The sequence below is a fragment of the Agromyces sp. NPDC056523 genome (assembly GCF_042794545.1).
Classification (GTDB): Bacteria; Actinomycetota; Actinomycetes; order Actinomycetales; family Microbacteriaceae; genus Agromyces.
In genome coordinates, this window is record NZ_JBHTTM010000001.1 from 607,380 (window position 1) to 634,028 (window position 26,649).

At 71.1% G+C, this 26,649-nt stretch carries 28 protein-coding genes; 12 read left to right on the top strand and 16 right to left on the bottom strand.

What is annotated here, in order from left to right:
- The first annotated feature begins 254 nt into the window (after positions 1 to 254).
- Positions 255 to 1,862 (top strand): MFS transporter, encoded by a 1,608-nt coding sequence (locus ACFQ58_RS02940; protein ID WP_376949363.1) that lies wholly within the window; start codon positions 255 to 257, stop codon positions 1,860 to 1,862.
- A gap of 25 nt (positions 1,863 to 1,887) precedes the next feature.
- Here ACFQ58_RS02940 and rlmN read toward each other — a convergent pair whose 3' ends face one another.
- From rlmN to ACFQ58_RS02960, 4 genes are all read right to left on the bottom strand, one after another.
- Positions 1,888 to 3,201 carry a 23S rRNA (adenine(2503)-C(2))-methyltransferase RlmN gene (gene rlmN, locus ACFQ58_RS02945; RefSeq protein WP_376949365.1) on the bottom strand — a complete coding sequence of 438 codons (1,314 nt, stop codon included), beginning with the start codon at positions 3,199 to 3,201 and terminating at the stop codon, positions 1,888 to 1,890.
- A 58-nt stretch (positions 3,202 to 3,259) separates the two neighbouring features.
- A complete protein-coding gene (locus ACFQ58_RS02950) occupies positions 3,260 to 3,823 on the bottom strand; it encodes a hypothetical protein (protein ID WP_376949367.1) in 564 nt (187 codons plus the stop codon).
- Positions 3,824 to 3,902: 79 nt separating this feature from the next.
- Entirely contained in the window at positions 3,903 to 5,381 is a 1,479-nt protein-coding gene (locus tag ACFQ58_RS02955) for a M1 family metallopeptidase (protein WP_376949369.1), read from the bottom strand.
- Between the two features lie 106 nt (positions 5,382 to 5,487).
- Positions 5,488 to 6,282, bottom strand: a complete 795-nt coding sequence (locus ACFQ58_RS02960; protein WP_376949371.1) for a hypothetical protein — start codon at positions 6,280 to 6,282, stop codon at positions 5,488 to 5,490.
- Between the two features lie 722 nt (positions 6,283 to 7,004).
- Between ACFQ58_RS02960 and dnaK the strand changes: the two genes are divergently transcribed.
- The 5 genes from dnaK to ACFQ58_RS02985 all read left to right on the top strand — a co-directional run bounded on the left by dnaK (position 7,005) and on the right by ACFQ58_RS02985 (position 11,957).
- Entirely contained in the window at positions 7,005 to 8,885 is a 1,881-nt protein-coding gene (gene dnaK / locus ACFQ58_RS02965) for a molecular chaperone DnaK (protein ID WP_376949373.1), read from the top strand.
- 2 nt (positions 8,886 to 8,887) lie between these two features.
- Positions 8,888 to 9,535 (top strand): nucleotide exchange factor GrpE, encoded by a 648-nt coding sequence (locus ACFQ58_RS02970; RefSeq protein ID WP_376949375.1) that lies wholly within the window; start codon positions 8,888 to 8,890, stop codon positions 9,533 to 9,535.
- Positions 9,536 to 9,641: 106 nt separating this feature from the next.
- A complete protein-coding gene (locus ACFQ58_RS02975; RefSeq protein ID WP_376949377.1) occupies positions 9,642 to 10,631 on the top strand; it encodes a DnaJ C-terminal domain-containing protein in 990 nt (329 codons plus the stop codon).
- Positions 10,631 to 11,053 (top strand): heat shock protein transcriptional repressor HspR, encoded by a 423-nt coding sequence (locus tag ACFQ58_RS02980; protein WP_376950327.1) that lies wholly within the window; start codon positions 10,631 to 10,633, stop codon positions 11,051 to 11,053. Before ACFQ58_RS02975 ends, ACFQ58_RS02980 begins: the two co-directional genes overlap by 1 nt.
- A 100-nt stretch (positions 11,054 to 11,153) precedes the next feature.
- On the top strand, positions 11,154 to 11,957 hold the full coding sequence (locus tag ACFQ58_RS02985) for an EAL domain-containing protein (RefSeq protein ID WP_376949379.1): 804 nt from the start codon (positions 11,154 to 11,156) through the stop codon (positions 11,955 to 11,957).
- Here ACFQ58_RS02985 and ACFQ58_RS02990 read toward each other — a convergent pair.
- The 7 genes from ACFQ58_RS02990 to ACFQ58_RS03020 all read right to left on the bottom strand — a co-directional run bounded on the left by ACFQ58_RS02990 (position 11,942) and on the right by ACFQ58_RS03020 (position 16,230).
- Positions 11,942 to 12,226 (bottom strand): hypothetical protein, encoded by a 285-nt coding sequence (locus ACFQ58_RS02990; RefSeq protein WP_376949381.1) that lies wholly within the window; start codon positions 12,224 to 12,226, stop codon positions 11,942 to 11,944. The two genes, ACFQ58_RS02985 and ACFQ58_RS02990, sit on opposite strands and share 16 nt — an antisense overlap.
- Positions 12,227 to 12,269: 43 nt before the next feature.
- A complete protein-coding gene (locus ACFQ58_RS02995) occupies positions 12,270 to 12,584 on the bottom strand; it encodes an ATP-dependent DNA ligase (RefSeq protein WP_376949383.1) in 315 nt (104 codons plus the stop codon).
- Positions 12,585 to 12,609: 25 nt separating this feature from the next.
- On the bottom strand, positions 12,610 to 12,924 hold the full coding sequence (locus ACFQ58_RS03000) for an ATP-dependent DNA ligase (protein ID WP_376949385.1): 315 nt from the start codon (positions 12,922 to 12,924) through the stop codon (positions 12,610 to 12,612).
- 84 nt (positions 12,925 to 13,008) lie between these two features.
- Positions 13,009 to 14,433 carry a diguanylate cyclase gene (locus tag ACFQ58_RS03005; RefSeq protein ID WP_376949387.1) on the bottom strand — a complete coding sequence of 475 codons (1,425 nt, stop codon included), beginning with the start codon at positions 14,431 to 14,433 and terminating at the stop codon, positions 13,009 to 13,011.
- A gap of 23 nt (positions 14,434 to 14,456) precedes the next feature.
- The gene (locus ACFQ58_RS03010) at positions 14,457 to 15,278 is read right to left on the bottom strand and encodes an alpha/beta fold hydrolase (protein WP_376949389.1); all 822 of its coding nucleotides are present in this window, start codon (positions 15,276 to 15,278) and stop codon (positions 14,457 to 14,459) included.
- A 199-nt stretch (positions 15,279 to 15,477) separates the two neighbouring features.
- A complete protein-coding gene (locus ACFQ58_RS03015) occupies positions 15,478 to 15,795 on the bottom strand; it encodes a hypothetical protein (RefSeq protein ID WP_376949391.1) in 318 nt (105 codons plus the stop codon).
- 72 nt (positions 15,796 to 15,867) lie between these two features.
- Entirely contained in the window at positions 15,868 to 16,230 is a 363-nt protein-coding gene (locus tag ACFQ58_RS03020; RefSeq protein WP_376949393.1) for a metalloregulator ArsR/SmtB family transcription factor, read from the bottom strand.
- Between the two features lie 90 nt (positions 16,231 to 16,320).
- Between ACFQ58_RS03020 and ACFQ58_RS03025 the strand changes: the two genes are divergently transcribed.
- Entirely contained in the window at positions 16,321 to 17,691 is a 1,371-nt protein-coding gene (locus ACFQ58_RS03025) for an NAD(P)-binding domain-containing protein (RefSeq protein WP_376949395.1), read from the top strand.
- Positions 17,692 to 17,697: 6 nt separating this feature from the next.
- Here the strand turns inward: ACFQ58_RS03025 and ACFQ58_RS03030 are convergent, their stop codons facing one another.
- From ACFQ58_RS03030 to ACFQ58_RS03050, 5 genes are all read right to left on the bottom strand, one after another.
- Complete coding sequence (locus tag ACFQ58_RS03030) at positions 17,698 to 18,357, bottom strand: arsenate reductase ArsC (protein ID WP_376949397.1); 660 nt, start codon at positions 18,355 to 18,357, stop codon at positions 17,698 to 17,700.
- A complete protein-coding gene (locus ACFQ58_RS03035; RefSeq protein WP_376949399.1) occupies positions 18,354 to 18,770 on the bottom strand; it encodes an arsenate reductase ArsC in 417 nt (138 codons plus the stop codon). Before ACFQ58_RS03035 ends, ACFQ58_RS03030 begins: the two co-directional genes overlap by 4 nt.
- A gap of 106 nt (positions 18,771 to 18,876) precedes the next feature.
- On the bottom strand, positions 18,877 to 19,761 hold the full coding sequence (locus ACFQ58_RS03040) for a metalloregulator ArsR/SmtB family transcription factor (RefSeq protein WP_376949401.1): 885 nt from the start codon (positions 19,759 to 19,761) through the stop codon (positions 18,877 to 18,879).
- 36 nt (positions 19,762 to 19,797) lie between these two features.
- Positions 19,798 to 20,451, bottom strand: a complete 654-nt coding sequence (locus ACFQ58_RS03045; protein ID WP_376949404.1) for a hypothetical protein — start codon at positions 20,449 to 20,451, stop codon at positions 19,798 to 19,800.
- A 452-nt stretch (positions 20,452 to 20,903) separates the two neighbouring features.
- Positions 20,904 to 21,368 carry a DUF4383 domain-containing protein gene (locus ACFQ58_RS03050; protein WP_376949407.1) on the bottom strand — a complete coding sequence of 155 codons (465 nt, stop codon included), beginning with the start codon at positions 21,366 to 21,368 and terminating at the stop codon, positions 20,904 to 20,906.
- 114 nt (positions 21,369 to 21,482) lie between these two features.
- On the opposite strand from ACFQ58_RS03050, the gene ACFQ58_RS03055 reads away from it, so the two are divergent.
- The 5 genes from ACFQ58_RS03055 to ACFQ58_RS03075 are packed head-to-tail and all read left to right on the top strand — an operon-like array spanning position 21,483 to position 26,577.
- Complete coding sequence (locus tag ACFQ58_RS03055) at positions 21,483 to 21,908, top strand: hypothetical protein (RefSeq protein ID WP_376949409.1); 426 nt, start codon at positions 21,483 to 21,485, stop codon at positions 21,906 to 21,908.
- A complete protein-coding gene (locus ACFQ58_RS03060) occupies positions 21,905 to 23,038 on the top strand; it encodes a class I SAM-dependent methyltransferase (RefSeq protein ID WP_376949412.1) in 1,134 nt (377 codons plus the stop codon). Before ACFQ58_RS03055 ends, ACFQ58_RS03060 begins: the two co-directional genes overlap by 4 nt.
- A 51-nt stretch (positions 23,039 to 23,089) precedes the next feature.
- Positions 23,090 to 25,774: an adenylate/guanylate cyclase domain-containing protein gene (locus tag ACFQ58_RS03065; RefSeq protein ID WP_376949415.1), complete on the top strand. Its 2,685-nt coding sequence runs from the start codon at positions 23,090 to 23,092 to the stop codon at positions 25,772 to 25,774.
- 12 nt (positions 25,775 to 25,786) lie between these two features.
- Positions 25,787 to 26,083, top strand: a complete 297-nt coding sequence (gene clpS, locus ACFQ58_RS03070; RefSeq protein ID WP_376949418.1) for an ATP-dependent Clp protease adapter ClpS — start codon at positions 25,787 to 25,789, stop codon at positions 26,081 to 26,083.
- Positions 26,080 to 26,577, top strand: coding sequence for a DUF2017 family protein (locus tag ACFQ58_RS03075; protein ID WP_376949420.1), 498 nt, complete (start codon positions 26,080 to 26,082; stop codon positions 26,575 to 26,577). The genes clpS and ACFQ58_RS03075 overlap by 4 nt, the downstream gene beginning before the upstream one ends.
- The last annotated feature ends 72 nt before the right edge of the window (positions 26,578 to 26,649 follow it).

Genomic DNA, 26,649 nt, shown 5'->3' on the forward strand with positions numbered 1-26,649 from the left:
GATCGTGGAGGCCACCGCGCGGATGCTAGCGGGCGGCCTCGCAGGGAAGGGTGTCTGCGAAACGCGCGACAAAGACGATGGACATCGCTCACTCCTTCCGTCTCGGCCCGCTGGGCGGGATCGTGCGCGACGAACGCCGCGGCCCGCCCGAGCATACGCCCGCGAGCGCCATCCGTCCAGACCCCGGCGCTCGACCCGGCCTTCGGGGGCCTTTGGTCCCCGAGGCGCGACCGTCGCGCATGCTCGGATGACTCATGACCACGTCATCGCCCGGGCCCGATGCGGCCGCGGCATCCGATACCGGGAAGTTCAACGGGCGGCTCGCCATCCTGCTCGCGATGGCGATGTTCGTGCTCGTCGTCGACACGTCGATCATGAACGTCTCGATCTCGGCGGTGGTCCGCGACCTCGACACGACCGCGAGCGGCGTGCAGGGGGCGATCGCGCTCGAGGCGCTCGTCTCGGCGGCGTTCATCCTCATCGGCGGCAAGACCGGCGACCTCATCGGCCGCAAGCTCGCGTACATCCTCGGCCTGCTCGGCTACGCGATCGGTGCGATCGCGATGACCCTCGCGCAGGACCTGCGGGCGATCATCATCTTCTGGGCGATCATCGGCGGCATCGGGGCGTCGCTCCTACTCCCGTCGATGCAGTCGCTCATCCACGGCAACTTCGCCGGCGCACACCAGAAGCGGGTGTACGCGCTCGTCGGCGCCTCCGCGGCGATCGCCGCCGCCGTCGGCCCGCTCCTCGGCGGGTTCATCACGACCTTCCTGTCGTGGCGCGTCGGCTTCCTCCTGGAGGCGGTGATCATCGCCGTCGTGCTCTCCGGCATCAAGCTCGTGAAGGACGTGCCGTACACCGGCTCGCGCGCCGTCGACTGGGTCGGCGCGGCGCTCTCGGTCGTCGGCATGGGCGGCATCGTGCTCGGCATCCTCGTGTGGCAGGAGGGCGGCGAGTGGGTCGGCCTGCTCATCGCCATCGGCGCCGTCGCGATGGGCGGGCTCGTCTGGTGGCTGCGCACCCGCAAGCGGCGGGGGCGCGCGACGCTCATCGATCCGGGCTTGTTCGATTCGAAGCTGTTCAGGTCGGGCGTGAGCGGGCAGCTCCTGCAGCAGGTCGCGCTCGGCGGCACCATGATCGTGCTGCCGCTCTACCTCCAGCTGGTGCTGGAGTACAACGCGCTGTGGGCGGGCATCTCCATTGCGCCCCTCTCGCTGACCATGTTCGCGGTGGCGCTGCTCGCCGGACGGCGCGGGCTCGGCCGCCCGGCGAACGTCATCCTGTGGGGCTTCGTCCTGCTCGTCGCCGGGCTCGTCGTGCTGCTGCCGATCGTGCCGCGAGCCGACTCGGGCTGGTGGCTCACGATCCCGCTCATCATCTCGGGAGCCGGCCTCGGGCTGCTGGTCTCGCAGCTGAACAACTACACGCTCTCGCCGATCTCCGACGAGCGCGTGAGCGAGGCGGCCGGCGTGAACTCGGCGGCCGGCTCGTTCGGCCTCTCGTTCGGGCTCGCCTTCGCCGGCGCGATCATGCTCGCCACGCTCGCCTTCACGTTCACCGCGAAGGCCGACGCCAGCACCGTGCTCTCGCCTGAGGAGCAGCAGCAGGTGGCGACGGTCCTCGAGGAGGACGCCGAGCTCATGTCGAACACGGGACTCGAAGAGCTCCTCGCCGGCCAGCCCGAGGACGTGCAGGACGAGATCATCGCGATCAACACCGAGTCGCGGCCGATCGCCCTCCAGGTCGCGCTCGGGATCCCGATCCTCGCCGGCCTGCTCGGACTGCTCAACGCGCTCCGCATGCGCCGGCTGCCGGATCCGAAGGCGTCGTCGGCGGCCGAGGGCGTGCTCGGGGGGTAGCGGGCAGGCGCAGCGGGCCGTCGCGTCAGCGTGCGACGGCGGCCGCCGCCTGGTCTTCCTCGGTGGCGACGAGCTGCCCGCATGCGCCGTCGATCTCCTTGCCGCGCGTGTCGCGGATGGTCGTCGGGATCCCCGCCTCCGAGAGGCGGCGCACGAACTCGTGCTGGACATCGAGCTCGGAAGCGGTCCAGATCGAGCCGGGCGTCGGGTTCAGCGGGATCGGGTTGACGTGCACCCAGCCCCGGCCGCGCTCGTTGAGCTTCTGGGCGAGCAGGTCGGCGCGCCATCCGTGGTCGTTCATGTCCTTGATGAGCGCGTACTCGATCGAGACGCGGCGACCGGTCTTCTCGAAGTACTCACGCGCGGCGTCGAGGGCCTCGTCGACCTTCCACCGCGAGTTCACAGGGATGAGCTCGTCACGCAGGCCGTCGTCGGGCGCGTGCAGACTGAGCGCGAACGTGACGGGCACGTGCTCGTCGGCGAGCTTGCGGATGGCGGGCACGAGGCCGACCGTCGACACCGTGATGTTGCGCGCCGACATGCCCAAACCGTTCGGCGCCGGCGCCGCCATGGTTCGGACGGCGCGCATGAGCCGCGCGTAGTTGGCCAGCGGTTCGCCCATGCCCATGAACACGATGTTCGAGACGCGCTCGGGCGTGCCGTCGTCGCCGCGCTTGCCGTGCAGGGCGCCCGACGCGATGACGCGGTTCGCCTCGACGACCTGGGCGAGGATCTCGGCGGCCGACATGTTGCGCGTGAGGCCCGCCTGCCCGGTCGCGCAGAACGGGCAGTTCATGCCGCAACCGGCCTGGCTCGACACGCACAGCGTGATGCGGCCCGGGTAGCGCATGAGGACCGACTCGACGAGCGCGCCGTCGTGCAGCTTCCAGAGGAACTTGATGGTGTCGCCGCGGTCCGTCTCGAGGCGGCGCACCTCGGTGAGCAGCGGTGGCAGCAGGCCGGCGACGAGCTCCTCGCGGCCGGCGGCGGGAAGATCGGTCATCTCGGCGGGGTCGCTGGTCCAGCGCGTGAACCAGTGGCGCGCGACCTGCTTCAGCCGGAACGCGGGGACGCCGAGCTCGTCGGCCTTGGCCTTCCACTCTTCGGGTGCGAGATCGGCGAGGTGGGCGGGTGGCTTGCCGCGCTTGGGCGACGCGAACTGAAGCAGCGGACGCCCGTCGGCCCCCTTCTGCTGCTGCCATCCCTCGGTCTGCGGCCGCACCTGACGGGGCTTCGTCGAGCGGATGTCGCCGGCGCGCCCTTCGCGTACCGCGCCGTCGCGCGGGGTCGCCGCAGGCTCCCCGGGGCGTGCGGGAGTCTCGGGCGCGTCGGTCGGCATGCCCACTAGGGTACGCGGGCGCGCCTCGGCATCCGCTGGACGCGGTCGCCCCGCCCGGTCAGCTCGCGGGCCGCACCCAGCCCGCGTAGGCGGGCACGCTGACGAAAGTGATCGTGCCGTCGGCGAGGATGGCGACCGGCGTGATGCCGTTCCCGGCATCGGGCTGACCGGTGTACGCGCCGGGCACCGGGTCGTCGGTCTGCGTGTATCCGCCGTCTGCGAGCGCGTCGGTCCACGCCGTCTCGTCGCCGCCGGTCTCGACCTGGGCGACGGCGAGGACCAGGTCGGTCTGCGGCTTGCCCCACGAGCACGTGAGGCCGCCCTCGTCGGTGATGCGCACCTCGATCGGATCGAAGGGCGTGGACTGCGTGGGCTGCAGGCCGTCGGCCTCCATCTTCGCGTACGCCTCGGGCGCCAGGACGGTATCGCAGGTCGCGCTGACGGTGGGCGGCTCGCTCGGCGACGCATCCGGCGTCTCCGAGGTCGAGGCGGTCGGCGCGGGGCTCGGCTCAGCGGTGTCGGATGGCGCGGGCGTGCCGCCCGTGCATCCGGCGAGGCCGAGGGCGAGCACGAAGAGGAGCGGGGTCGCCGCAGCGGTGCGGCGCAGGTGTGGACGGGTCATGGGGGAGACGCTAGCGCGGGCATTCCGGCGCCGCCGCATCGCGGCGACGGCACGCCGGAGACGGTGGATCCGCGCGGCGTCAGGGCAGGGGGTCCGGCTTCCCCTCGCCCAACCAGACGTCGAAGAACTCGTCGAGGTTCGTGCCCGAGACCTCTTCGTACGCGGCCTCGAAGTCGTCGGCCGAGCCCGTGGAGTCGTCGTACCGCTCGAGCCAGAGCTGCGCGCCCTCGAAGAACTTCTCGTCGCCCACCTTGAGGCGCAGCGCGTGGAGTGTCGCGGCACCTCGGTCGTAGACGGGGGCCTGGAAGAGCCCGAGAGGTCCGGGATCGCCGATCTCGAGCTCCCAGAACTCATCGTCGGCGGGGATGGAATACACCTCGTCGAAGAGCTCCTGCGCGGTCGCGCCGCCATCCTCCTCGTCCCACAGCCATTCCGCGTACGTGGCCCAACCCTCGTTGAGCCAGATGTCCCGCCACCGTTCCGGGCTCACCGCGTCACCGAACCACTGGTGTGCGAGCTCGTGCGCGACCGTCCCTTCCGAGGCCTGTCGCGAGTACACCGGCCGCGTCTGCGTCTCGAGGGCGTAGAAGACCGTGTCGTCGTCCACGATCGAACCGAACGCCACGAACGGATAGGCGCCGAACTTCGACTCGTAGAACTCGATCATCTCGGGCTGGCGTGCGAGGCTCGCGTTCGTCGTGACGAGCCGGGCGGGCGTGAGGTTCGCGTCGACCGCGTCGATGATCGGCAGGCCGTCCGAGGTCTCGCTCTCGCGCAGCTCGAAGTCGCCGACCGATGCAGTGGTCAGGTAACTCGCCTGCTCGTCGGGCGCGTCCCAGAACCAGGTGGTCCAGTCGTCCTCGGTCACGGGATCGCGGGCCGGCAGCCCGTTTGCGACCGCGACCTTGCCCGCGGGCACCGTGATCTCGAACGAGTACGTCGCCTTGTCGGTCTGGTGGTCGCTCACCGGGTACCACGTCATGGATCCCTCGGGTTCGCTCACCACCATGGCGCCGTCGCGCATGGTGACCCAGCCGTAGAGCGCCCCCTCGATGTCCTCGGGTTGCGTGGTCGTGCCGCCGTACTCGACGACGACCTGCACGCTCTGGCCGGCCTTGATCTTCGGTCGCGGCTGCACGGTGAGCTCCCAGACGCGCGCCTCGTCGTCCTGCACCTGCCAGTACGCGGCATCCTCCACCTCCGCGCCCACGGCGGGCGGCGCGATCTCGGCCGCGGGCTTGCCGTCCACGGTGAGGGACGAGACATCCATGCCCCGCAGGTCGAGGTTGAATCGGTCGAGGTTCTGCGTCGCGACGAGGTCGATCGTGGCGATGCCCACGAGCTCGCCTTCGAGCGGTGCCGGCGCCGCCGCGGGCGGGGTGTACCGGATGTCGAGGTCGTAGTGCTGCACGTCGTACCCGCCGTTCCCGGAGAACGGGAAGTACGGGTCGCCGGCGCCCTCGGCGCCCGCCGTGTACTTCGGCCCGCTGGGCTTGCCTGGTGCTGCGGCCGCACCGGTGGCGCCGAGCGCTCCGATCGCCAACACTGCGGCAGTCACGCCGCCGACCATCCTCACACTGAAACGGGCCATGGTCTCCCCTTCGCGCTCTCGTGCTCGAACCCTATGACGCGGAGGGCCGCGCGGGATAGACCTCAGGCGCCGATCACGGCGCGAATCCGATCGAGTTGCCGGTTCCGCCGGATGCCGTGCGCCTCCACCCGGCGAAAGCGGCAAGCCGGCCTCCCGACACGCGAGTGCCGCGCCATCCCCGTGTGCGCAGCGCTCGCTCGAGCTGATCGAGCGCCCGCGGCAGGGGGAGCCGCCGTCCGACTCGGATCACGATCCATCCGGCGGCGGCGAGGTCGTTGAGCCGCTCGACGTCGCGATGGAACTGCGCCTCATCGTCCCGGTGCTGTTCGCCGTCGTACTCGAGAAGCACACGATAGTCCCGGAACACGAGATCGCCAGGCGTCGAGCGACTCCCGCCGAGTCCGATGCGGGCGTTGAGCTCCGGTTCGGGGAAGCCGGCCCGGACTACCTGCAACCGGAGGCGGGTCTCGCGCCGGGACGCGGAGCCGACCCTGAGGTCGGCGCGCGCTTCGCGAAGACGCACCGCCCCGCGGCGAGATCCGAACCGTTCGATCGCGGCGTCGATCGCGTCGAGCGAGCCGAGCGGCCTCGGCCAGCCGATGATCCGGTCGCCTGCCGCCACGAGGTCGTCGTGCGCCAGGGTCGTCGCCAGCTGGCACCACGCGTCGGCGACCGCGACGACGGGCAGTGCCCGGATCCGACCGACCCGGATGTCCTTGCCGAGCCGGTGGCCGACCACGCCCGCCACGCGCGGTTGTCTCAGCGGGGCCGGAGCCGAGACGTGGAGGGGCAGCGGGTGTTCGTCGGGCAGCGGCAGGCCCCACAGTCGCGCGGCGGTCGCATGACTGAACACGTGTCTTCGCGGCATCCGCTGGGCGTAGGCCCGGCAGAGGTCGATCAGCGCGCCGGTGCCCGCCGGAGCGCGGACGCCGCGGAACGGCGCCGTGAGATCCCGCGCCCTGAGGCGTCCACGCGTGACGCCGAGCTTCAGGGCGCGGGCGGTGCGGAAGGGGCGCCCCGCGAGTCGAGACGGAAAGGGGTTTCGCGAGCACGTGCTGGATCCTGCGCCGCAGCCTCGTCCGACGCGCGCCATCCGTTCGCGGAGCTGGGTATTCGTCGCCCCGGCTCGCTTGGGGAGGACGACTCGCGCGAGACCCACCGCGCGCCGAGTTGCCAGTTGTGCCGAGTCCCCAGGCTACGGACCCGGCGAAGGTGGCAATTGGCCTACAGGAGACAGGGACAGCTGGGGCGCGAGGCCTCCCGTTCGAGTTGCCAGTTGCGCCGGGTCCAAGGACCGCGAACCCGGCCGAAGTGGCAACTGGGCTCCAGAAAGGACGAGGGTGCGTGGGGGCGAGGGCGGGCGAGGAACAGAAGGCGCCAGTCTGGAATGCTGGGAGCGTGCCGTGAGTTGAGTCGAGTAGGCTCAAGTTTCGCCGTCCCGACTTGACACCCGTCACGGCGGATTGCGACACTTGAGCGGCTGGGACTCAAGTTCCGGCCATCACGAACTTCGGTCGCGGGCGGGCATCGCCGGGCCGATCGCCGAGCGGCAGACAACGCACGCCACTCGGCAGAAGGAGAGAGACACACATGTCACGTGCAGTCGGAATCGACCTCGGTACCACCAACTCGGTCGTCAGCGTGCTCGAGGGCGGCGAGCCCGTCGTCATCGCGAACGCCGAGGGCTTCCGGACCACCCCGTCGGTGGTCGCATTCACCAAGGACGGCGAGGTGCTCGTCGGCGAGACCGCGAAGCGCCAGGCCGTGACCAACGTCGACCGGACGATCTCGTCGGTCAAGCGCCACATGGGCACCGACTGGAAGTCGCCCGAGATCGACGGCAAGCAGTACACCGCGCAGGAGATCTCGGCGCGCATCCTGCAGAAGCTCAAGCGCGACGCCGAGCAGTACCTCGGCGACACCGTCACCGACGCGGTCATCACCGTCCCGGCGTACTTCAACGACGCCGAGCGCCAGGCCACCAAGGAGGCCGGTGAGATCGCGGGCCTCAACGTGCTGCGCATCATCAACGAGCCCACGGCCGCGGCCCTCGCGTACGGGCTCGACAAGGGCAAGGAGGACGAGCTCATCCTCGTCTTCGACCTCGGCGGCGGCACGTTCGACGTGAGCCTCCTCGAGGTGGGCAAGGACGACGACTTCTCGACCATCCAGGTGCGTGCGACCGCCGGCGACAACCGCCTCGGCGGCGACGACTGGGACCAGCGCATCGTCGACCACCTCATCAAGCGCTTCAAGGACTCGACGGGCGTCGACGTCTCGAAGGACAAGATCGCGCTCCAGCGCCTCAAGGAGGCGGCCGAGCAGGCCAAGAAGGAGCTGAGCTCGAGCATGAGCACCAGCATCCAGCTCCCCTACCTCTCGCTCACCGAGAACGGCCCTGCGAACCTCGACGAGACGCTCACGCGCGCCCAGTTCGAGAACATGACGAGCGACCTGCTCGACCGCACCAAGAAGCCCTTCGAGGACGTGATCCGCGAGGCCGGCATCAAGCTGTCGGATGTCGCGCACGTCGTGCTCGTCGGCGGCTCGACCCGCATGCCCGCCGTCTCCGACCTCGTGAAGCAGGAGACCGGCCAGGAGCCCAACAAGGGCGTGAACCCCGACGAGGTCGTCGCCGTGGGCGCCGCCCTGCAGGCGGGCGTCCTCAAGGGCGAGCGCAAGGACGTGCTGCTGATCGACGTCACCCCCCTCAGCCTCGGCATCGAGACCAAGGGCGGCATCATGACGAAGCTCATCGAGCGCAACACGGCCATCCCGACGAAGCGCAGCGAGACCTTCACGACGGCCGACGACAACCAGCCGTCCGTCGCGATCCAGGTCTTCCAGGGCGAGCGCGAGTTCACGCGCGACAACAAGCCGCTCGGCACGTTCGAGCTGACCGGCATCGCCCCGGCACCCCGCGGCATCCCGCAGATCGAGGTCACCTTCGACATCGACGCGAACGGCATCGTTCACGTGTCGGCCCGCGACAAGGGCACCGGCAAGGAGCAGTCGATGACGATCACCGGCGGCTCGTCGCTGCCCAAGGACGACATCGAGCGCATGGTGCGAGACGCCGAGGAGCACGCGGCCGAAGACAAGAAGCGCCGCGAGTCCGCCGAGACCCGCAACCAGGCCGAGCAGCTCGTCTACTCGATCGAGAAGCTCATCAAGGACAACGACGACAAGCTCCCCGCCGACGTCAAGTCCGAGGTCCAGGGCGACGTCGACGCGCTGAAGACCGCGCTCGCCGGTGACGACGACGACGCCGTGAAGTCGGCGTTCGAGAAGCTCAACCAATCGCAGGGCAAGCTCGGCGAGGCGATCTACGCGCAGGGCCAGCAGGCGGATGCCACGGCCGGCGCCAACCCCGGCGAGGACGCGAACGCGTCGGGTGCCGAGGGCTCCTCGTCCTCCGATGAGGACGTGGTCGACGCCGAGGTCATCGACGACGAGGACGAGAAGAAGTAACCATGGCCGACGAGAACCAGGACCACGACGAGCCGGTCATCCGCGACAAGCGGCGGATCGACCCCGAGACGGGTGAGGTTCGTCCCGTTCCGGGCGCTGCTCCGGCGGCTGATGCCGCGTCCGAGGGCACCGAGGCGGATGCCGCGGCATCCGCCTCGCCCGAGGGCGACGCCGGCGACGAGAAGGAGCTGACGGTCGACGACATCCTCAACGCGGCGCAGGCCGAGGTGGAGGACCCGACGGCCGAGCATCTCGCCGACCTGAAGCGGGTCACCGCCGAGTACGCGAACTACCGCAAGCGGACCGAGGCGAACCGCGAGGTCGAGCGCGAGCGCGCGATCGGCGCCGCCGTCTCCGTGCTGCTGCCGGTGCTCGACGACCTCGATCGCGCCGAGAAGCACGGCGACCTCGAGGGCGACACCCCGTTCGCGACGATCGCCGCGAAGCTGCGCGCTTCGGTCGAGAAGCTCGGCCTGACGCCGTTCGGCGCCGTGGGCGAGCCGTTCGACCCGCAGCAGCACGAGGCGATCTTCCAGCAGCACTCCGACGAGGTCGAGGTCGACACGGTCGCCGACGTCGTCGAGACCGGGTACATGCTCGGCGGCACGCTGCTGCGCGTCGCGAAGGTCGTCGTCAAGACGCCGGCATAGCGACATCCGCTCGTACCAGGTGGTCGAGTAGGGGCCTCGATACGGGCCTTCGGCCCTGCTCGACCACCGAGCGCACGGCAGTAGATTCAGCAGGAAGGAGGCGCCGATGGCCAGCCAGGATTGGTTCGACAAGGACTTCTACGCGATCCTCGGCGTCTCGAAGGACGCGAGCGACGCCGACATCAAGAAGGCGTACCGCAAGCTCGCGCGCAAGTACCATCCCGACCAGAACCCGGGCGATGCCGCGGCCGAGGCGAAGTTCAAGGAGGTCAGCGAGGCTCACTCGGTGCTCTCCGACGCCGAGGAGCGCAAGGAGTACGACGCCGTCCGCGCGATGGGCGGCGGCGCTCGCTTCACGGCGCCGGGCGGCGGTGCCGGCGGCTTCGAGGACGTCTTCGGCGGCATGTTCGGCGGGCCGGGCGGACCGGGCGGCACGCGATACACCACCCAGCAAGGGCAGTACGAGGACCTGCTCGGCGGGCTGTTCGGCGGCGGCCGCTTCGGCCAGCCGACGGGCGGGTACCGGGGCTTCGGCGGCCCGACGAAGGGCCGGGATGTCACGGCGTCGACGACGCTCGACTTCATCACCGCGACGAAGGGCGACCGCATCACGCTCCAGACGTCCGAGGGTCGCGAGATCACCGTGAACGTGCCGGCCGGCGTCGCCGACGGGCAGAAGATCAAGTTGCGCGGCAAGGGCCACCCGTCGCCCGACGGCGGCGAGCCCGGCGACATCGTGCTCACGGTGAAGGTACGCTCGCACCCCGTCTTCGAGCGCGACGGGCTCAACCTGCGCGTGAACGTGCCCGTCACCTTCGCCGAGGCGGCGTTGGGCGCGACCATCCAGGTGCCGACGCTCGGCGGCGACCCGGTGAAGCTGCGCGTCGCGCCCGGCACGCCGAGCGGCCGGGTGCTGCGCGTCAAGGGCCGGGGCGTGCAGTCGTCCAAGGGCACGGGCGACCTCCTCGCGGTCGTGCAGGTCGCCGTTCCCGCGCACCTCTCGAAGGACGCGGAGGAGCGGCTGCGGGAGTTCGCGGCGCAGCTGCCTGACGAGGATCCCCGCGCCGACCTCCTCGCCAAGGCACGGGGTGCGTGATGGACGTCGACGGCGAGAGCCCGCTCTTCGTGATCTCGGTCGCGGCCGAGCTCGCCGGGATGCACCCGCAGACGCTCCGCCAGTACGACCGACTGGGCCTGGTCTCGCCGAAGCGCACCGCGGGCAAGTCGCGTCGGTACTCGATGCGGGATGTCGCGCAGCTGCGTGAGATCCAGCAGCTCTCGAGTGAGGGCGTGAGCCTCGAGGGCATCCGCCGAGTGCTCGGACTCGAGAACGAGGTGACCGAACTGCGTGCCCGGGTGCGTGAGCTCGAACGCGCGCTCGCCGACGAGATGCTCAACCGCCCGGGCCGACGCGTGTTCGCAGCCGGGAGCGCTGGCGACATCGTGTCGGTGCGCACCGGCACCAGGGTCCGCCGTGAGAACGCGGTCGTGGTCTGGCGCCCGCTCGAGCGCGGCTGATGGCGAGGGCCGGTAGCGCGCGGGGATTATACGGATCGACGTGCGCCGTGTCCTCCTTTTGACCGAAATCGGCTGAGGTGCGCACAATAGCCACGGCCCCATGTGGGCCGGGGGAGGCAACGTGCACGGGAATCAGCGCGTCATGCGCGAGTTGCGCCGTGCCGCGGCGCGCGGCGAGATCATCGCGGAGTACCAGGCGCAGGTCGATGCGACGAGCGGTCGAGCGGTCGCGGTGGAGGCACTCAGCCGGTGGCGCCATCCCGAGCGCGGCATGCTCGGTCCGCAGCACTTCATCCCGATCGCCGAGGAGACGCGGTCGATGGATGCCGTCGGCGACGCCATGATCCGGGCGGCGTGCCGATACGGCGCCGAGCTGGCCGGCTCGGGCCGGCCGCTCGAGGTGGCCGTCAACGTCGCCGCGGTCCAGCTCGAACAGCCGCACTTCGCCGAGCGCGTGCTCGAGCGGCTCGCGCACGCCGGCCTCTCCGCCTGGCTGCTGACGCTCGAGCTCACCGAGGCGCGACCCTCCCCGGCGACGGCCGGAGGCACCCTCGACCGGGTGCGCGCACACGGCGTCGGCGTCTCGCTCGACGACGTCCGCACCCTCGAGGAGGCCGAGTTCCGCACCGGAGTCCTGCCGATCACCGAGTTGAAGGTCGACCGTTCCGTGATCGAGCGGCTGCCGGGCGATGATGGGACGGCCGCTCGCCTGGTCCGCTTCGCTCGCGAGCGCGGACTCCGCACCGTCGCCGAGGGCGTCGAGACCGAGCGGCAGTGGGAGGCCGTCCGCAAGCTCGGCTTCGATCGGGCGCAGGGATTCCTGTTCGGTCGTCCCACTCCACCCGAACGGATGACCGCCCGCCTCCGGGCGGAGGCGGACGGTCCCGATCAGAGCGAGCTGTAGGGATCCTCGAAGGACTCGTCGTCGGAGTCCTGGCCGGAGCCCGATCCGGATGCCCCCGGCTCCCCGGACTCGCCGATGTCGAGCTGGGTCCAGGTCACGGGCATGCCCGGTGAGAAGAGGATGTCGATGCCGGGCCCGCCTCGGAGGGGCGGGATGTTCACGTAGCCGCCGCCGCCCTTCACCGCGGCGAGGATCTGTTCGCGCAACTCGTCGATGGGGTCGGGCAGGAAGTAGTCCTTGCCGTCGACCGTCAGCCGGTGGATCTTCACAGGGATGCTCCGTTCTCTCGTGTCCGTCGTGCGCAGTCGCCGGTCATCCACGAACCGCTTCGGTCGGTTCGGGAACCCAGTGCAACCCGGCCCGGCTGTTCGCGCTGTCCATCAGGATCTCGAGCCAGGCGCGATTGAGGGTGGGCGCGCGATTGCCGCTGAATCGGAAATGCACCTGGGCCGCCGGGCTGATCCAGATCACGCTGCGGCCGCTGCCGCGCTCCATCCCGTGGCTCCAGGTGAACATGAAGTTCTCGCCGCGCTGCAGCTTCGCTGCGATGACGAACTGCAGGTGCGCGAGCGTGCGGTCCTCGATCTCGAACTCCGAGATCCGCGGACCGTAGATCAGCGTTCCCATCCCGTTCCTCCTCTTCGTGTCGGTGTCATCGGGCCGGCGTCGGTGCGTCGGTCGGCTCAGGGACCAATCGCAGGCCGCCCGCGGAGTTGGCCGCCTTGGTCAGCACCTCGACCCACTTCAAGTTGAGTTCCGGCGGCTCGGCCTGGTCGAACTGGAAGGTCATCGGAATGGTGGGGCTGCACCACACCGACGTCCGTGGCGGCGACGCCTCCTCGTCGACCCAGGTGAATGCGAAGTGCTCGCCGCGACGCAGCTTGGACCAGATCACCACCTGCAGGTGCGCGAGTGTCCGGTCGTCGAACGTCGCCGAGAGCTTCGAGTTGTATTCCAGTGTTCCCATGTCGCCTCCTTCCTCGGGAACGGAACGGTTGCCGTCATGCGGCATGCGGCCGGACGAGCCGGCCGGTGCGCGGTGCGCTTCCGCCTACGCCGTCACCGACGTGACGCGGTCGCGACCGCGACGCTTCGAGGCGTACATCGCCTCGTCGGCCAGCCGGATCAGCCGTTCGGCCTCCGGCGGATCGGACCCGTCGTCGGGTGTCCAAGTCGCCACGCCCAGGCTCGCCGCGACAGCGTACCGGGGCGGCACGCTCGTCAGCGGCCGGCCGATCTCGTGCCGGAACCGCTCGGCGAGGATCCCGGCCGCCTCGGCGTCGGCGTTCTCGCACACGATGACGAACTCGTCGCCGCCGTAGCGGGCCACCGGATCGGACGCGCGCGCGGCGCCGCGCAGGCGATCTGCGACTTCGACGAGGACCTCGTCTCCGATGCGATGGCCGAGGGCGTCGTTGATGGGCTTGAAGCCGTCGAGGTCGATGAAGACGATCGAGAGCGGCCGACCGTCGCGCTGCGCGCCGGCCAGCGCGGCCTCGAGCCGTTCCTGGAGCAGCTTGCGGTTGGCCAGTCCGGTGAGCTGGTCGTGCAGCGCCCGATGGGCCAGCTCCTCCTGGAGCCGCACGCGACGGAGTACCTGGGCCGCCTGTCGTGCCAGCGCCGCATGGATGTCGCGGGTCTCGTCGTCGAAGACCTGGTCGCGCCCGTAGAAGCAGACGACGACGCCTTGCGCGCTCGAGTCGCCGCGGAGCGGCGCGATGCTCAGCGCCGCGAGCCGCTGGTCCTGCATGGCGAGGTCGAGGTCGGGGCGGATGGCGGCGGCCTGGTCGAGGCTCGACACGGTGACCACCTCGTCTCCCTCGATGGCCTGCGCGGCGAGGTCCATGAGCCCGGCGGAGATGAGCGGGTCGACCTGGACGCCGTCGGCGATGAGGTCCTGGCCGCCGTGCTCGTCCTGCAGCAGGATGGCGGCGCCGGCGGCGAGGAGGCCCGTGCGGGCGGCGGAGATCAGTGCCTCGCCGAGCTCCTGCGCGTTCATGGCGAGCCCGAAGGCGCTCGAGGCGTCCTGCAGCACGCGGACACGGGCCTCGGACGCCTCGGCCTGACGGCGGGCCACGAGGAGTTGTCGCTCGTAGTCCTGGCGCTCGGTCGCGTCGAAGATCGCCGTCCGGACCTCCTCGGGGAATCCGTCGCGCTCGGGAACGATCACGGCGTTGACGAGCACCGGCAGGTCGCGGCCGTCGGCGCATCGGATCGAGAGTGCGACCTCGCGCACCTCGCCGGCGAGCCGGAGCACGGTGGCATAGCGCGCCTCGTAGAACAGCTGCCCGGCGGGCGTGAGCAGGTCGACGAGCGACGTCCCGAGGAGATCGTCCTCGGAGAGCCCCGTCCAGCTCACGAGCGTCCGGTTCGCGCGCGTGATCACGCCGTCGGCGGTCGTCGTCAGGTACCCGCACGGTGCGCCGTGGAAGAGGTCGGCGTACGACTGGCGGAGCTCGTCCTCGCCGCTTCCCATAGGCGGTGGAGTGGAGGAGATGGTCATCGGAGGAACGCCCTGATCTCATCCGCGAGTTCGTCGGGAGCCGACACGTTGGGGCAGTGGCCGGTGGCCTCGAGCTGCACGAACCGGCTGCCCTGGATGTGCTCGTGCACGTAGCGCCCCACGGCCGTGGGCGCGATGACGTCGTCGGAGCACTGGAGGATGAGCGACGGCGTTCCCACCTGCTCGAGGTCGCGGCGGTTGTCGGAGAGGAAGGTCACGCGCGCGAACTGGCTCGCGATCCGGGGATCGATGCTGCAGAAGCTCTCCGTGAGCTGCGCGCCGAGCTCGGGGCGATCGGCGTGGCCCATGATGAGCGGCGCCATGGTCGCCGACCATCCGAGGTAGTTGGCGTCGAGCGCGTCGAGCAGGCCGTCGATGTCGTCGCGACGGAAGCCGCCCGTGTAGCCGTCGTCGTCGAGGTACCGCGGCGAAGGCCCGACCAGCACGAGGGCCCCGAATCGCGAGGGGTCGACGTTGGATGCGAGTACGCCCACCATGGCCGCCACGGAGTGCCCGACGAACACGACATCGTGCAGGTCGAGCGCTTCGAGGATCTCGAGCACGTCATCGGCGTACCCGTGGAGCGAGTCGTACTTCGCCGGATCGTACGCCTCGGGATCAGCCTTGCCGGAACCGACCGCGTCGAACACGATGACGCGGTGGTCGGCCTCGAACTGCGGTGCGACGGCCTGCCACATCTCCTGGCTGCAGCCGAAGCCGTGGGCGAAGACGATCGGTCGCGCCGAGCGATCACCGGACTCCGTGACGTTGTTCCTCCGAAGCACGTGCGAGCGCGGGTCGGCGGCGAGGATGGTCATGGTGCTCCTGATCGGCGCGGGGTTCGGGTCGGCTGGGTCGGCCTCAAGGAGCGTCGCCGCATCCTTTCCGGGACTCTATCGCGGCCCGGTGAACGGGCATATTCTGGCGCGATCGGTCAAGGGGGGTTGACGACGGCGCCCTTCCGCGGTAGGCGCGCTGAGCGCGATTCACGCGCTGAGCGGATGTCACGACGCGACGTCACAGCGCGGCGATGACGAACCACACGCACGCCGACGCCAAAACGCCGGCGGCGATCAGCGCGATGCCCACGCCGAACCGGCGATGGTACTGGTACTCCCTGGTGACGAGGGCGATGACCCCCGCGGTCGAGAACGTGGTGACGATCGCCGCGGCCCACAGCCACAGGTCGAACGTCGGATCGGTGCCCGCAGCACCGTCGGCGATCATGCGGAGTCCGCCGCAGATCGCCGCGACGAGCACTCCGAAGATGAACAGCAGGCCAGCCCCGTCCCGGGCGCCGGCTCCGGGTGGAACCGGCTCGACATCAGTCGCCATGGGGGGATGATCGCATGTCGACGCCCCTGCGTCGATGACCTTCGGCCCCAAGGGGCTCCGGAGCGGTCGCGGTCAGCGGGATGCCGTGACGTCGAGCAGTTGCGACAGCTCGCCGAGCGCGCCCGGCACGAGCTTATAGTACGCCCAGGTGCCGCGCTTGCTGCGCGTGAGGAACCCGGCCTCCATGAGGATCTTGAGGTGGTGCGAGACGGTCGGCTGGCTGAGGCCGACCGGTTCGATGAGGTCGCACACGCAGGCTTCCTCACCATCGGATGCCGCGACGATCGACACCAGCCTGAGACGCGTCGGGTCGGCGAGCGCCTTGAGCTTGCGCGCGAGGAGGTCGGCCTGCTCGGGCTCGATGGTCTCGCGAGTGATCGGTGCGCAGCACACCGTGGACTCGGGCTCGGCCATCGGAAGCAGTGTCACCGTCATGCGGATCATCCTAGCTTGAATATTGACAAACTTCGATGGAGTGGAGACACTCAATATCGAAGTTCATCGATATCCAAGGAGCAGCCCGAAATGACCCTGATCGATCTCACCGCCGAGAGCCTGCGGGAGCGCCGTCTCGACACCCTGCCGGTCGCCATCATCGGGGCCGGGCCGATCGGGCTGGCCGCCGCGGCGAACCTGGTCGAACGCGGCATCGACTTCGTGATCTACGAGGCCGGCGACGAGATCGCGAGCAGCATCCGGCAGTGGGGCCACACCCGGCTGTTCTCGCCGTGGAAGCACGTCGTCGACCCGGCCTCGCGTCGACTGCTCGAGGCAACGGGCTGGGAGCTGCCGTCGCCGGAGTCGCTGCCGACCGGTGCCGAGCTGGTCGAGCAGTACCTGACGCCGCTGGCCGCACTCGAGCCGATCGCGTCGCGGATCCGCACGGGCGTGACGGTCGACGCGATCACGCGCCAGGGCATGGACCGCACGCGCACCGCGAATCGCGCGTCGACGCCGTTCCTCCTCCGCACCCGCTCGGCCGACGGCGTCGCCGAGACCACGGCGCGCGCGGTCATCGACGCGTCGGGCACCTACGAGCAGCCGAACAGCCTGGCCTCGTCGGGTCTCGACCCGCTCGGGCTTCCCGAGGTCGCCGACCGGGTCGGCCACGCGCTGCCCGACGTGCTCGGCCGTGAGCGCGCTCGTTTCACCGGCCGCCACACGACCGTCGTCGGGGCCGGGCACTCGGCGGCGAACACCCTGCTCGCCCTCGCCGAGCTCGCCGAGCAGGAGCCGGGCACGCGCATCACCTGGTTGATCCGGAACGCCCGTGCCATCCGGGTCACCACCTCGGATGACGACGAGCTGGTCGCGCGCGCGAACATCGGCCGCCGGGTGGACGCACTCGTGCACGCCGGCCGCATCGACGTCGTCGACCGGTTCGAGACGGTCCGCCTCGGCCGCACCGACGACGGCGTCCACCTGTACGGGCTCCGCGGCGACGAGCTCGTCGAGCACGAGACCGACTTCGTCGTGAACGCGACGGGCTTCCGTCCGAACCTCGACATGCTCCGCGAGATCCGCCTCGAGCTCGACGAGATCGTCGAAGCGCCCAAGCGGCTCGCCCCGCTCATCGACCCCAACGTCCACACGTGCGGCACGGTCGAGCCGCACGGCTTCGCCGAGCTCGAGCACCCCGAGCCGGGCTTCTTCCTCGCCGGCATGAAGAGCTACGGCCGCGCGCCCACCTTCCTGCTCGCGACCGGGTACGAGCAGGTGCGCTCGATCACCGCCTGGATCGCCGGAGACGTCGAGGCGGCCCGGAATGTCGAGCTCACGCTGCCGGCGACCGGCGTGTGCTCCTCGAGCCTGCCGGCGGATGGTGCGAGTGCGAGCTCCTGTGCGATCGACTCGGCCGCGGCATCCGCCGCCCCGCAGTCGAGCTGCTGCAGCTGAGCCGGGCTAGCGAGGGCGCGACAGCGCGGGCAGGATCTCGCTGAGCAACTGCTCGACGTGCGCGCGGATGTCGTCGCGCACGCGGCGGACCCCGTCCAGGTCGAGTTCGGCTGGGTCGTCGAGGTGCCAGTCCAGGTACCGCTTGCCGGGGTAGACCGGGCAGGCGTCGCCGCAGCCCATCGTGATGACCGCGTCGGCGGCGCGCACCACATCGTCGGTGAGCGGCTTCGGGAACTCGTCGCCGAGGTCGACGCCGGACTCGGCCATGACCGAGACGACCGACGGGAGGATGTCGTCTCCTGGCAGCGACCCGGCCGAGCGCACGTGCACGCGGCCCGCGCCGACCTCGCGCATCAGCGCGGCCGCCATCTGGGAGCGGCCCGAGTTCTGCACGCAGACGAACAGCACCTCGGGCACGGCCTTGGGGATGACGCCCTTCGACTGGGCGAGCGCGGTGAGCCGTTCGTTCGCGAACCGCGAGGCGAGGCTGGGCAGGTGCACGGTGATCCGCGCCGTCCTCAGCAGCGCCGCGTACGACTCGAACACGACCCGCTCGACGGTCTCGGCGTTCACGATCCCGGCGAAGCGGGCGGCGAGGTGCTCCGCGCTGCGATGCAGCACCTCGTGCGGGTCGTCGAGGGCGAGCTGGCCGTCGCGCGAGCTCATGCCGGCGCCCGCTCCGGGAGGATCTCGCCGAGCAGCTCCTCGACCCTCCGGCGGATCTCGTCGCGGATGGGGCGGACCGCCTCGATGCCCTGGCCTGCCGGGTCGTCGAGCTCCCAGTCCTCGTAGCGCTTGCCGGGGAAGATCGGGCACGCGTCGCCGCAGCCCATCGTGATCACGACGTCCGAGTCCTTCACGGCTTCTGTCGTGAGCACCTTCGGGGTGTTCCCGGCGATGTCGATGCCCTCCTCGGCCATGGCCTGCACGGCGACGGGATTGATCTCGTCCTTCGGCGCCGAGCCGGCCGAGAGCACCTCGACGTGGTCGCCGCCGAGCTCGCGCAGGTAGCCGGCGGCCATCTGCGAGCGGCCGGCGTTGTGCACGCAGACGAACAGGACGGTGGGCTTGTCTGACATGGGCGACCTCTCTCGCGGGTTCGCCTAAAGCATAGATCGTGATCTATGTATCGATCAAGCGGACGTCGCGGAATTCATCGTGCATTCACTTGTACGGCCGTCGTCCTCAGTCCAACTCCGCCAGCAGCTGCCGCACGCGCCGGTCGATGTCATCCCGGATGTCGCGCACCCGCGTCGTCGGCTGCCCGACCGGGTCGTCGAGCTCCCAATCGAGGTAGCGCTTCCCGGGGTACACGGGGCACGCGTCACCGCAGCCCATCGTGATGACGACGTCGGCCGCCCGGACGACCTCGTCCGTCAGCGGCTTCGGGAACTCCCCGCCGGTCGGCACGCCGATCTCGTCGAGCGCGCTCAGGATGCCGGGGCTCACCTCGCCGGCCGGCTCGGATCCGGCGGTGCGCACGTGCACCCGGTCGCCCGCGAGGTGACGCAGGATCGCGGCGGCCATCTGCGACCGTCCGGCATTCTGCACGCACACGAAGAGGACCTCGGGCGTGCCGCGGGTAGCCGCGCGTTGCGCGGCGAGCGCCGAAAGGCGCTCCGCTGCGAATCCGGCCGTCCGGGAGGCCAGTCGCGCGGAGCCCGGGGCGTGCTCGGACACGAGCTCGAGGCTCTCTCGCACGTACCGTGCCACGGTCTCGCGTGCGAACGTGCCCGCGAAGCGCTGGGCGAGATCCCCGACGATGCGATCCACGACGGCGTCGTCGGGCGGCGCAGCGCCCGGCTGGCCCAGCACGCCCCGCACGCGATCAAGCTCGGTCGGTGCGATCGAGTACCAGGCGCGCCGACCCTCGGGTGTTCGCTCGAGCACGCCCTGGTCGTGCAGCGCCTTGGCGTGGTGCGACACGGTCGGCTGGCGCAGGCCGAGTTCGTCCGCGAGTGCCGTGACCGTCGCGCGACCCTCGGGGCTGGCGAGGATGAGTGCGAGCATGCGCGCGCGCGTCGGATCCGCGATCAGCGCGGTCGCGCCATCCGCCACACCCCTGCCCATAGATCGCAGTCTATGGGATCTGCCGCCAGGGCCGGCTCAGCGGCCCCACGCCGACGCCGGCGCGGTGACGACCTGCACGGGGGCGCTCGACCACCACGTGCCGTAGCCGTAGTGGCTCTCGGCCCACGGCGATGCCCAGATCGCCTGCGCCGTGGTGTGCGCCGACGTGCCGGCCTCGAGTCCCGCGACGATGTCGGCGTAGAACGAGCGCTTCTGCAGGTTGGAGGCCGCATATCGCGCCGCGCTGACGAGCGTGTCGTAGCTGCCGAGGCCGCTCCCGCCGCCCGACCCGTAGCCGTTGTTCAGCGGGTTGTTGCGGTTCCACCAGTTGTCGGGGCCGTTCTCCTCGCGCATCCACTCGACCATGAGCCGCACGTTCTCGTCGGTGGTCGGCCAGCCGCCGAAGACGAGCACGAGCTCGGCCCAGTCGTAGTTGGTGCCGGATGCCACGAGCGTCTCGGGCCCGGTCGCCGCCGAGTAGCCCTCGCGCGAGATGCCGGCCGGCGCGATGTCGCCGTCGACCGTGACCTGCTGCGCGGCACTCGAGAACGGTGACAGCGCCGCCACGGCGTTGTCGGCCACGGCGATCGACGGACCGGTGAGCGGAGCGACGGCGAGGGTCGCGAGGAGGCCGCCCACGGCGACGGTGGCGGCGAGCGCGGCGATGCCGCGATGGCGGGCGGGGCGCACGCGGTCGGGCCGTGCCGGTCTCGAGGTCGCAGCGATCGGCGACGACGAGCCGGACCGGGAGGTGCGACGCGGTCCGGGCGCACGCGATGAGCGCCGTGCGGTCGATCCCCTCGCCGCGCGGCGCTCCCCCTGGAACTGCGCCGAATGTCGCATCGGGGCCCGAGGGTAGCAAACGGGACTGGTCGCCGCATGGGTCGGAGGGCCACGACCCCCGGCCCGAGGCCGCATCGGAAGGGGTGGACGACCCGAGTCGTGAGGCGCGCGTACACCGTCCACGGGGGCGGGTCAATCCCGCGCGACAGCGCACGACCGCCGTCTAGCCTCGTGTCGTGGATGGGGCGATGGGCGCGGCGGCGAAGCTCCGGGGGGTCGAGAGCCGCCGCCGCGCCCGCTTCCACGCGGTGCCGGGCACCGCATGCCGGGCACCGCATGCGGGGTGACGTCGGCCGCGGTCAGGCCCGCGCGGTTCCCGTGACCGCCTGCCGGCGACCGAGCAGGAGCCCGAGCAGGATCATGCCGACCGCGAGCCCCAGGTGGAGCCAGTCGTCGGCATCGTTCATCGGCACGAAGTTCGCCGCGCTGTCGACGGGGACGAGCAGGCCGTAGAGCCAGAGCAGCGCGTAGACCGCACCGCCCCAGATCAGGAAGTTGCGCGAAGCGGCGAACGAGGTCGCCGCCCACAGGCCGACGACGCCGAACAACAGGTGGACGATGTTGTGCAGGATCGACACCTGGAACACGCCGAGGAGCAGCGCCTCCGAGCCGTGCCCCACGAACACGATGCGGTCCACGTTCGAGGTCAGTCCGGGGATGAATCCCGCGATGCCGACCAGCAGGAACACGATGCCCACGATGAGGGCGGCCTTCTGGACGGCGGTCTGCGCGTATCGCCTCGTCGTTCGATCGGTGGCGCTCATGATGCCTCCTCCTTCGGATGGCCACATCATGTGGAGGGGCGCACTCCGCGGCGAGGGGGTTGCGTTTTGTCAACCGTGCAGTCAGGCCACTCGGCGCGGCGGGAGAATGGTCGCATGGGACGAGTCCGCCTGGTGCGTGGTCACGGCGTCCAGCTGGTGCGGTGGCGACCGGTCGAGCACGGCTGGATGGCCGACGTGCGCCGCGGGCGACGCCTCGCGGAGGATGCCGACGGGTGGACGGTGCTCATCGCCGGCCGCACGCAGCGGTTCGAGCGCGCCGAGTGGACGGAGTTCATCGGGCAGCTCGTTCCCCCCGGCGCGGCGCGGCGCACCCCGCTCCTCGAGACCGAGCCGGATCGTGGTCAGGCCGATGTCGAGCACGAGACGTACTCCGAGGCCGACGGCTCGGCCCCGGACGAGAACGGATCGATGTACGCCCGCAGTTCGACGCTGTACGACATCCCGTCGACGCGGCCCATCATGGAACCGGCTCCGGACCCGCCAGGGCGCGAGAAGCGCGGCCGAGCTTCCGACCCGTGATCGACCTCGACCTGCTGCGGCGCCATCCCGATCTCGAGGCGCCGGGGCTGCAGGCAGCGGATGCCGCGGACCGGCTGATCCTCGACGAGGCGGCGGCCGCGCTCGCCGCTGCGAACGACGGCGAGGTCGTCGTGATCGACGACGCGTACGGCGCCCTCGCGCTCGGCGCGGTCGCGGTGGGCGCACGTGACGTCCGCGTGCACCAGGATCCGGTAACAGGCGAGCGCGCGCTCGCCGAGAACGCCGCCCGGCTCGGCGTGCCCGCCGAGGCTCGCCCGCGCAGCCTTCCGCTCGCGCCGCCGATCGTCGCGGGCGCCCGGGTCGTGCTCATGCGGCTGCCGCGCTCCCTCGACCGGCTCGACGAGGTCGCCGAGCTCGTGGCCGCGCACGCGGAACCCGACGTCCGGGTGTTCGCGGGTGGCCGGATCAAGCACATGTCGCTCGCGATGAACGACGTGCTCGGGGCGCGGTTCGCCCGCGTCGACGTGACGCACGCGCGGCAGAAGTCGCGCGTGCTGATCGCCTCGGGAGCGCTCGGGGCGCCCGCCGGCGGAGCTCGCCGCGAGTCGTGGCCCCGCCGGGCGCACGACGAGGCGCTCGGGCTCACGGTCGTCGCCCACGGCGGCGTCTTCGCCGGTGCGGGTGTCGACATCGGCACGCGGTTCCTGCTCGACGTGCTCGACGACGCGGTCCCGGATGCCGCGACCGCCGTGGATCTCGCGTGCGGCTCGGGCCTCGTCGCGGCGTGGCTCGCGCGTGGGCGCCCGGGTGTCGTGGTGCACGCGTCCGACCGCAGCGCGGCGGCCGCGGCATCCGCTGCCCTGACCGCCGAAGCGAACGGCGTCGCCGACCGGGTGGAGGTCGCACGCGCGGACGGCCTCGAGCACCTGCCCGACGCGAGCGAGCGGTTGGTCGTGCTGAACCCGCCGTTCCACTCCGACGCGGCCGTCCACACCGGGATCGCGACCCACCTGTTCGCCGACGCCGCGCGCGTGCTCGAGCCGGGCGGCGAGCTGTGGTGCGTCTGGAACTCGCACCTGCGTTACCGCCCGCTCCTCGAGCGGCTCGTCGGCCCGACGCGCCAGGTCGCCCGGAACCCGAAGTTCACGGTCACCGCGTCGGTCCGCTGACGCACCGGCGCGAAGGGTGCGGACGAGCCCGGGTCGTGCCACTCTCGAAGGGTGACCACCACGGCTTCACGAAGTCGTCGTCGTCTCCCGACGGGGACGGTCACCTACCTGTTCACGGACGTCGAGGGATCGACCCGTCTGCTGGAGGCTGCCGCCGATCGCTGGCCTGCGCTGCTCGCCGACCACGACCGGCTCCTCCGTGGCGCCATCGCCGACCACGGCGGAACGGTCGTCAAGACCGAGGGGGACGGGTTCTTCGCGGCATTCTCCTCGGCCGTCGACGCCGTCGCGGCTGCGGCGGACGCCCAGCGCGCGTTCGCCGCGCACGCGTGGCCCGACGGACTGGTGCCGAGAGTGCGGATGGGACTCCACACGGGCCTCGGCCTCCTCGGCGGCGACGACTACATCGGGCTCGACGTGCACCGCGCCTCCCGGATCATGGCGAGCGCGCACGGCGGCCAGGTCGTGCTCTCCGCGGCGACCGCCGCGCTCGTCGAGCACGAGCTGCCGGGCGGCGTCGCGATGCACGAGCTCGGCCGGCACCACCTGAGGGACCTCTCGCAGGCCGAACTGATCTTCCAGCTCGACATCGACGGGCTCGATCGCACGTTCCCCGCCCTGCGATCGCTCGAGGCCGTCCCGAACAACCTGCCCTCGCCGGTCACCCACTTCGTCGGTCGCCGACGCGAGAGCGTCCGCGTGCGGGAACTGCTCGAGTCCTCGCACGTGGTGACCATCACGGGCACGGGTGGAACGGGCAAGACCCGGCTCGCGGTGCAGGTCGGCGTCGAGATCGGCGCGAGCTTCCGCGACGGCGTGTACTTCGTCGACCTCGCGCCCGTCGACGACCCCGACGTCGTCCCGTCGCAAGTGCTCCGGTCGCTCGGCGAGGACGCGGCGCCCGGCAACCGGCCGCCGCGCGATGCGCTCCTCGACCGGCTGGCCGACCGGGAGGTGCTGCTCATCCTCGACAACTTCGAGCAGGTCATCCCCGCCGCATCCGTCGTGGCCGACCTGGTGACGGCATCGCCGAGGTCCCGCTTCCTCGTCACGTCGCGCGGTCCGCTCCGCATCGCAGCCGAGCAGGAGATGCCGCTCGAGCCGATGGACCTGCCTCCTCGGCACGACCCGGTCGCGGCAGCGGACTCCGACGCGGTCGCGTTGTTCGTCGATCGGGCCATGGCGGTGCGACCGGACTTCGCGGTGACCCCGGAGAACGTCGCATCGGTCTCGGAGCTCGTACGCGGACTCGACGGCCTGCCGCTCGCGATCGAGCTCGTCGCGTCCCGCGTGCGGCTGCTGCCGGTCCCGGAGATCCTCGCCCGGCTGGATCCGGCGCGGCCGGGCACGGGGACCGTCGACCTCCCGGAGCGCCAGCGCACGATCGAGGGGGCGATCGCCTGGAGCCACGACCTGCTCGATCCGCCAGTGCAGGAGCTCTTCGCGAGGCTCGGCGTGTTCGCGGGCGGCGCGGACCTCGAGCAGATCGAGCGGGTGTGCGACGACGTCGACGTCGACCTCCTGAGCGGGCTCGCCCAGCTCGTCGACCAGGGACTGCTGCGACAGGTCGCGGCGCCCGGCGGCCGGGCCCGGTTCCGGACGCTGCACGTGATCCGCGAGGTCGCGCTGCTGAAGCTCGAGGAGAGCGGGTCAGGGGAGGCGGCGCACCGCCGGCACCTCGAGGCGTACGCCGATTGGGCGGAGGAGGTCGCGGCGCACCTCATGGGCCAGGCTCGCTCGGAGTGGCTCGACCGGTTCGACGCCGACCACGACAACGTTCGCACGGCCCTCGACTGGGCGGCGGTGCACGGGGAGACCGATCTCGCCCTGCGCCTCGCCGCGGCATCATGGCGGTTCTGGCAGTCGCGCGGCCATCTCTACGAAGGGCGGAGCCGGCTCGAGACGGTCGTCGCGCTTCCCGGCGGCGAACCGCGGCATCGGGCGCGGGCGCTCGAGGCGCTCGGCGGCGTGTACTGGTGGCAGGGTGAGATCGATCTCTGCGTCCCGCCCTACCGGGAGGCGCTCGCGATCCAGCGCGAGCTGGGCGACCCCGGCGAGATCGCCAACGCGATCTACAACTCGGCGATCGGGCAGTCCGTCGCGGCCCTGGAGGCGGGCGTCACCGATGAGGCCCGCCGCGAGGTCTTCGGGCTCTACGACGAGGGGGAGGCGATCTACCGCGAACTCGCCGACGAGGACGGGCTCGGCAACATCACGTGGGGCAGGGCGCTGGCGGTCTCCGATCTCGACGACGACCCGAGACGTGCGCTCGAGCTCTTCCACGAGAGCATCACGCACTATCGTCGCGCGGCCAACGAGTTCGGCATGGGCTGGGGCATGTTCGAGGTCGCCATCTTCAGCGCCCGGCTCGACGACCTCGAGACGGCGTGGGACTACCTCGAGGAGGGTCTCGAGCTCTTCGCGCCGCACCGGGACGTCTCCGCGGTCGTGCTGTTCCTCTCGCTGGCATCCGCGCTCGCCCTGGCCGCCGGCGACGAGGAGCGTGCAGCCCGGCTCGCGGGGGCCGTGCGTGGTCTCCGGGACTCCTCGGGCGCCAGGATCGTGGACCACGAGATGACGCGCATCCGCGGCCTGACGATCGACCAGCTGGATCCCACGCGCGAGGACCTGGCACCGCTGTACCGGTCCGGCATGGCGATGGACCTGTCGCAGGCCGTCGCCTACGCGCTCGGTCGGGATCCCACGGGGGACGTGCGATCCTCGCAGGGTCCGTGACAGTCTGGATGGGTGACGTCCACGATCGAGCAGCTCGACGCCGACCTCGTCACCGACGAGGCCGCGCGACCCGACCTGCCCTGGCAGACGATCGTGTGGGACGACCCGGTCAACCTCATGACCTACGTCACCTACGTCTTCCGCAGCTACTTCGGCTACCCGCGCGAGGAGGCCGAGCGCCTCATGCTGCAGGTCCACCACGAGGGCCGGGCGGTCGTGGCATCCGGCAATCGCGAGGCCATGGAGCGGCACGCGCAGGCGATGCACGGCTACGGCCTGCAGGCGACCGTGTCGAGGACCGAGCCGTGATCGTCGCCGGGCGCGAGGGGGGCGCCGACGGCGTGCGGATCGTCCTTGAGACCGAGGAGGCGATGCTGCTCTCCGAGCTCGCCGATCAGGTCGACTCGGTGCTGCTGCTCGGCGGCGACGACGACCCGGCGCTGGGCCGGTTGTTCCCGTCCGCGTACGAGGACGACGAGGCATCCGCCACCGAGTTCGCCCGCTACACCCGCGAGAGCCTCGTCGACGGCAAGCGGCAGGCGGCCCAGTCGGTGCGGGATGCCACGGCCACCGACCGCGGCGAGGGACTCGTCGAGATCGAGCTCGACCAGGCCCAGGCGTGGGGATGGCTCACCTTCCTCACCGACCTGCGGCTGATCCTGGCCGAGCGGGTCGGGGTCGCCGACCCCGAGGAGGCCGAGGCGGCCGACGAGGAACGCGACGACTACCTGCGGGCCGCCTACGAGTGGGCGGGCATCGTGCAGGGATCGATGCTCGAGGTGCTCGACCCCATCGGCCGATAGCGCCGCGCAGGGCGTGTCGCGGGTCGAGTCGGCGACGGCGGGCGCCTCGACTGGCAGGCTGGGGCCACGGGC

What these genes read in the sequence shown, in the direction of transcription:
- ACFQ58_RS03005 (WP_376949387.1), bottom strand. Translation starts at nt 14,433, where the DNA reads ATGGGAAGCGGCGAGGACGAGCTCCGCCAGTCGTACGCCGACCTCTTC.
- ACFQ58_RS03030 (WP_376949397.1), bottom strand. Translation starts at nt 18,357, where the DNA reads ATGAGCTCGCGCGACGGCCAGCTCGCCCTCGACGACCCGCACGAGGTG.
- ACFQ58_RS03010 (WP_376949389.1), bottom strand. Translation starts at nt 15,278, where the DNA reads ATGACCATCCTCGCCGCCGACCCGCGCTCGCACGTGCTTCGGAGGAAC.
- dnaK (WP_376949373.1), top strand. Translation starts at nt 7,005, where the DNA reads ATGTCACGTGCAGTCGGAATCGACCTCGGTACCACCAACTCGGTCGTC.
- ACFQ58_RS02950 (WP_376949367.1), bottom strand. Translation starts at nt 3,823, where the DNA reads ATGACCCGTCCACACCTGCGCCGCACCGCTGCGGCGACCCCGCTCCTC.
- ACFQ58_RS02985 (WP_376949379.1), top strand. Translation starts at nt 11,154, where the DNA reads ATGTGGGCCGGGGGAGGCAACGTGCACGGGAATCAGCGCGTCATGCGC.
- ACFQ58_RS03040 (WP_376949401.1), bottom strand. Translation starts at nt 19,761, where the DNA reads ATGGGCAGGGGTGTGGCGGATGGCGCGACCGCGCTGATCGCGGATCCG.
- ACFQ58_RS02960 (WP_376949371.1), bottom strand. Translation starts at nt 6,282, where the DNA reads ATGCCGCGAAGACACGTGTTCAGTCATGCGACCGCCGCGCGACTGTGG.
- ACFQ58_RS03035 (WP_376949399.1), bottom strand. Translation starts at nt 18,770, where the DNA reads ATGTCAGACAAGCCCACCGTCCTGTTCGTCTGCGTGCACAACGCCGGC.
- ACFQ58_RS03015 (WP_376949391.1), bottom strand. Translation starts at nt 15,795, where the DNA reads ATGGCGACTGATGTCGAGCCGGTTCCACCCGGAGCCGGCGCCCGGGAC.
- ACFQ58_RS02970 (WP_376949375.1), top strand. Translation starts at nt 8,888, where the DNA reads ATGGCCGACGAGAACCAGGACCACGACGAGCCGGTCATCCGCGACAAG.
- ACFQ58_RS03000 (WP_376949385.1), bottom strand. Translation starts at nt 12,924, where the DNA reads ATGGGAACACTGGAATACAACTCGAAGCTCTCGGCGACGTTCGACGAC.
- ACFQ58_RS02940 (WP_376949363.1), top strand. Translation starts at nt 255, where the DNA reads ATGACCACGTCATCGCCCGGGCCCGATGCGGCCGCGGCATCCGATACC.
- ACFQ58_RS02995 (WP_376949383.1), bottom strand. Translation starts at nt 12,584, where the DNA reads ATGGGAACGCTGATCTACGGTCCGCGGATCTCGGAGTTCGAGATCGAG.
- ACFQ58_RS02980 (WP_376950327.1), top strand. Translation starts at nt 10,631, where the DNA reads ATGGACGTCGACGGCGAGAGCCCGCTCTTCGTGATCTCGGTCGCGGCC.
- rlmN (WP_376949365.1), bottom strand. Translation starts at nt 3,201, where the DNA reads ATGCCGACCGACGCGCCCGAGACTCCCGCACGCCCCGGGGAGCCTGCG.
- ACFQ58_RS03050 (WP_376949407.1), bottom strand. Translation starts at nt 21,368, where the DNA reads ATGAGCGCCACCGATCGAACGACGAGGCGATACGCGCAGACCGCCGTC.
- ACFQ58_RS03055 (WP_376949409.1), top strand. Translation starts at nt 21,483, where the DNA reads ATGGGACGAGTCCGCCTGGTGCGTGGTCACGGCGTCCAGCTGGTGCGG.
- ACFQ58_RS03025 (WP_376949395.1), top strand. Translation starts at nt 16,321, where the DNA reads ATGACCCTGATCGATCTCACCGCCGAGAGCCTGCGGGAGCGCCGTCTC.
- ACFQ58_RS02975 (WP_376949377.1), top strand. Translation starts at nt 9,642, where the DNA reads ATGGCCAGCCAGGATTGGTTCGACAAGGACTTCTACGCGATCCTCGGC.
- ACFQ58_RS03020 (WP_376949393.1), bottom strand. Translation starts at nt 16,230, where the DNA reads ATGACGGTGACACTGCTTCCGATGGCCGAGCCCGAGTCCACGGTGTGC.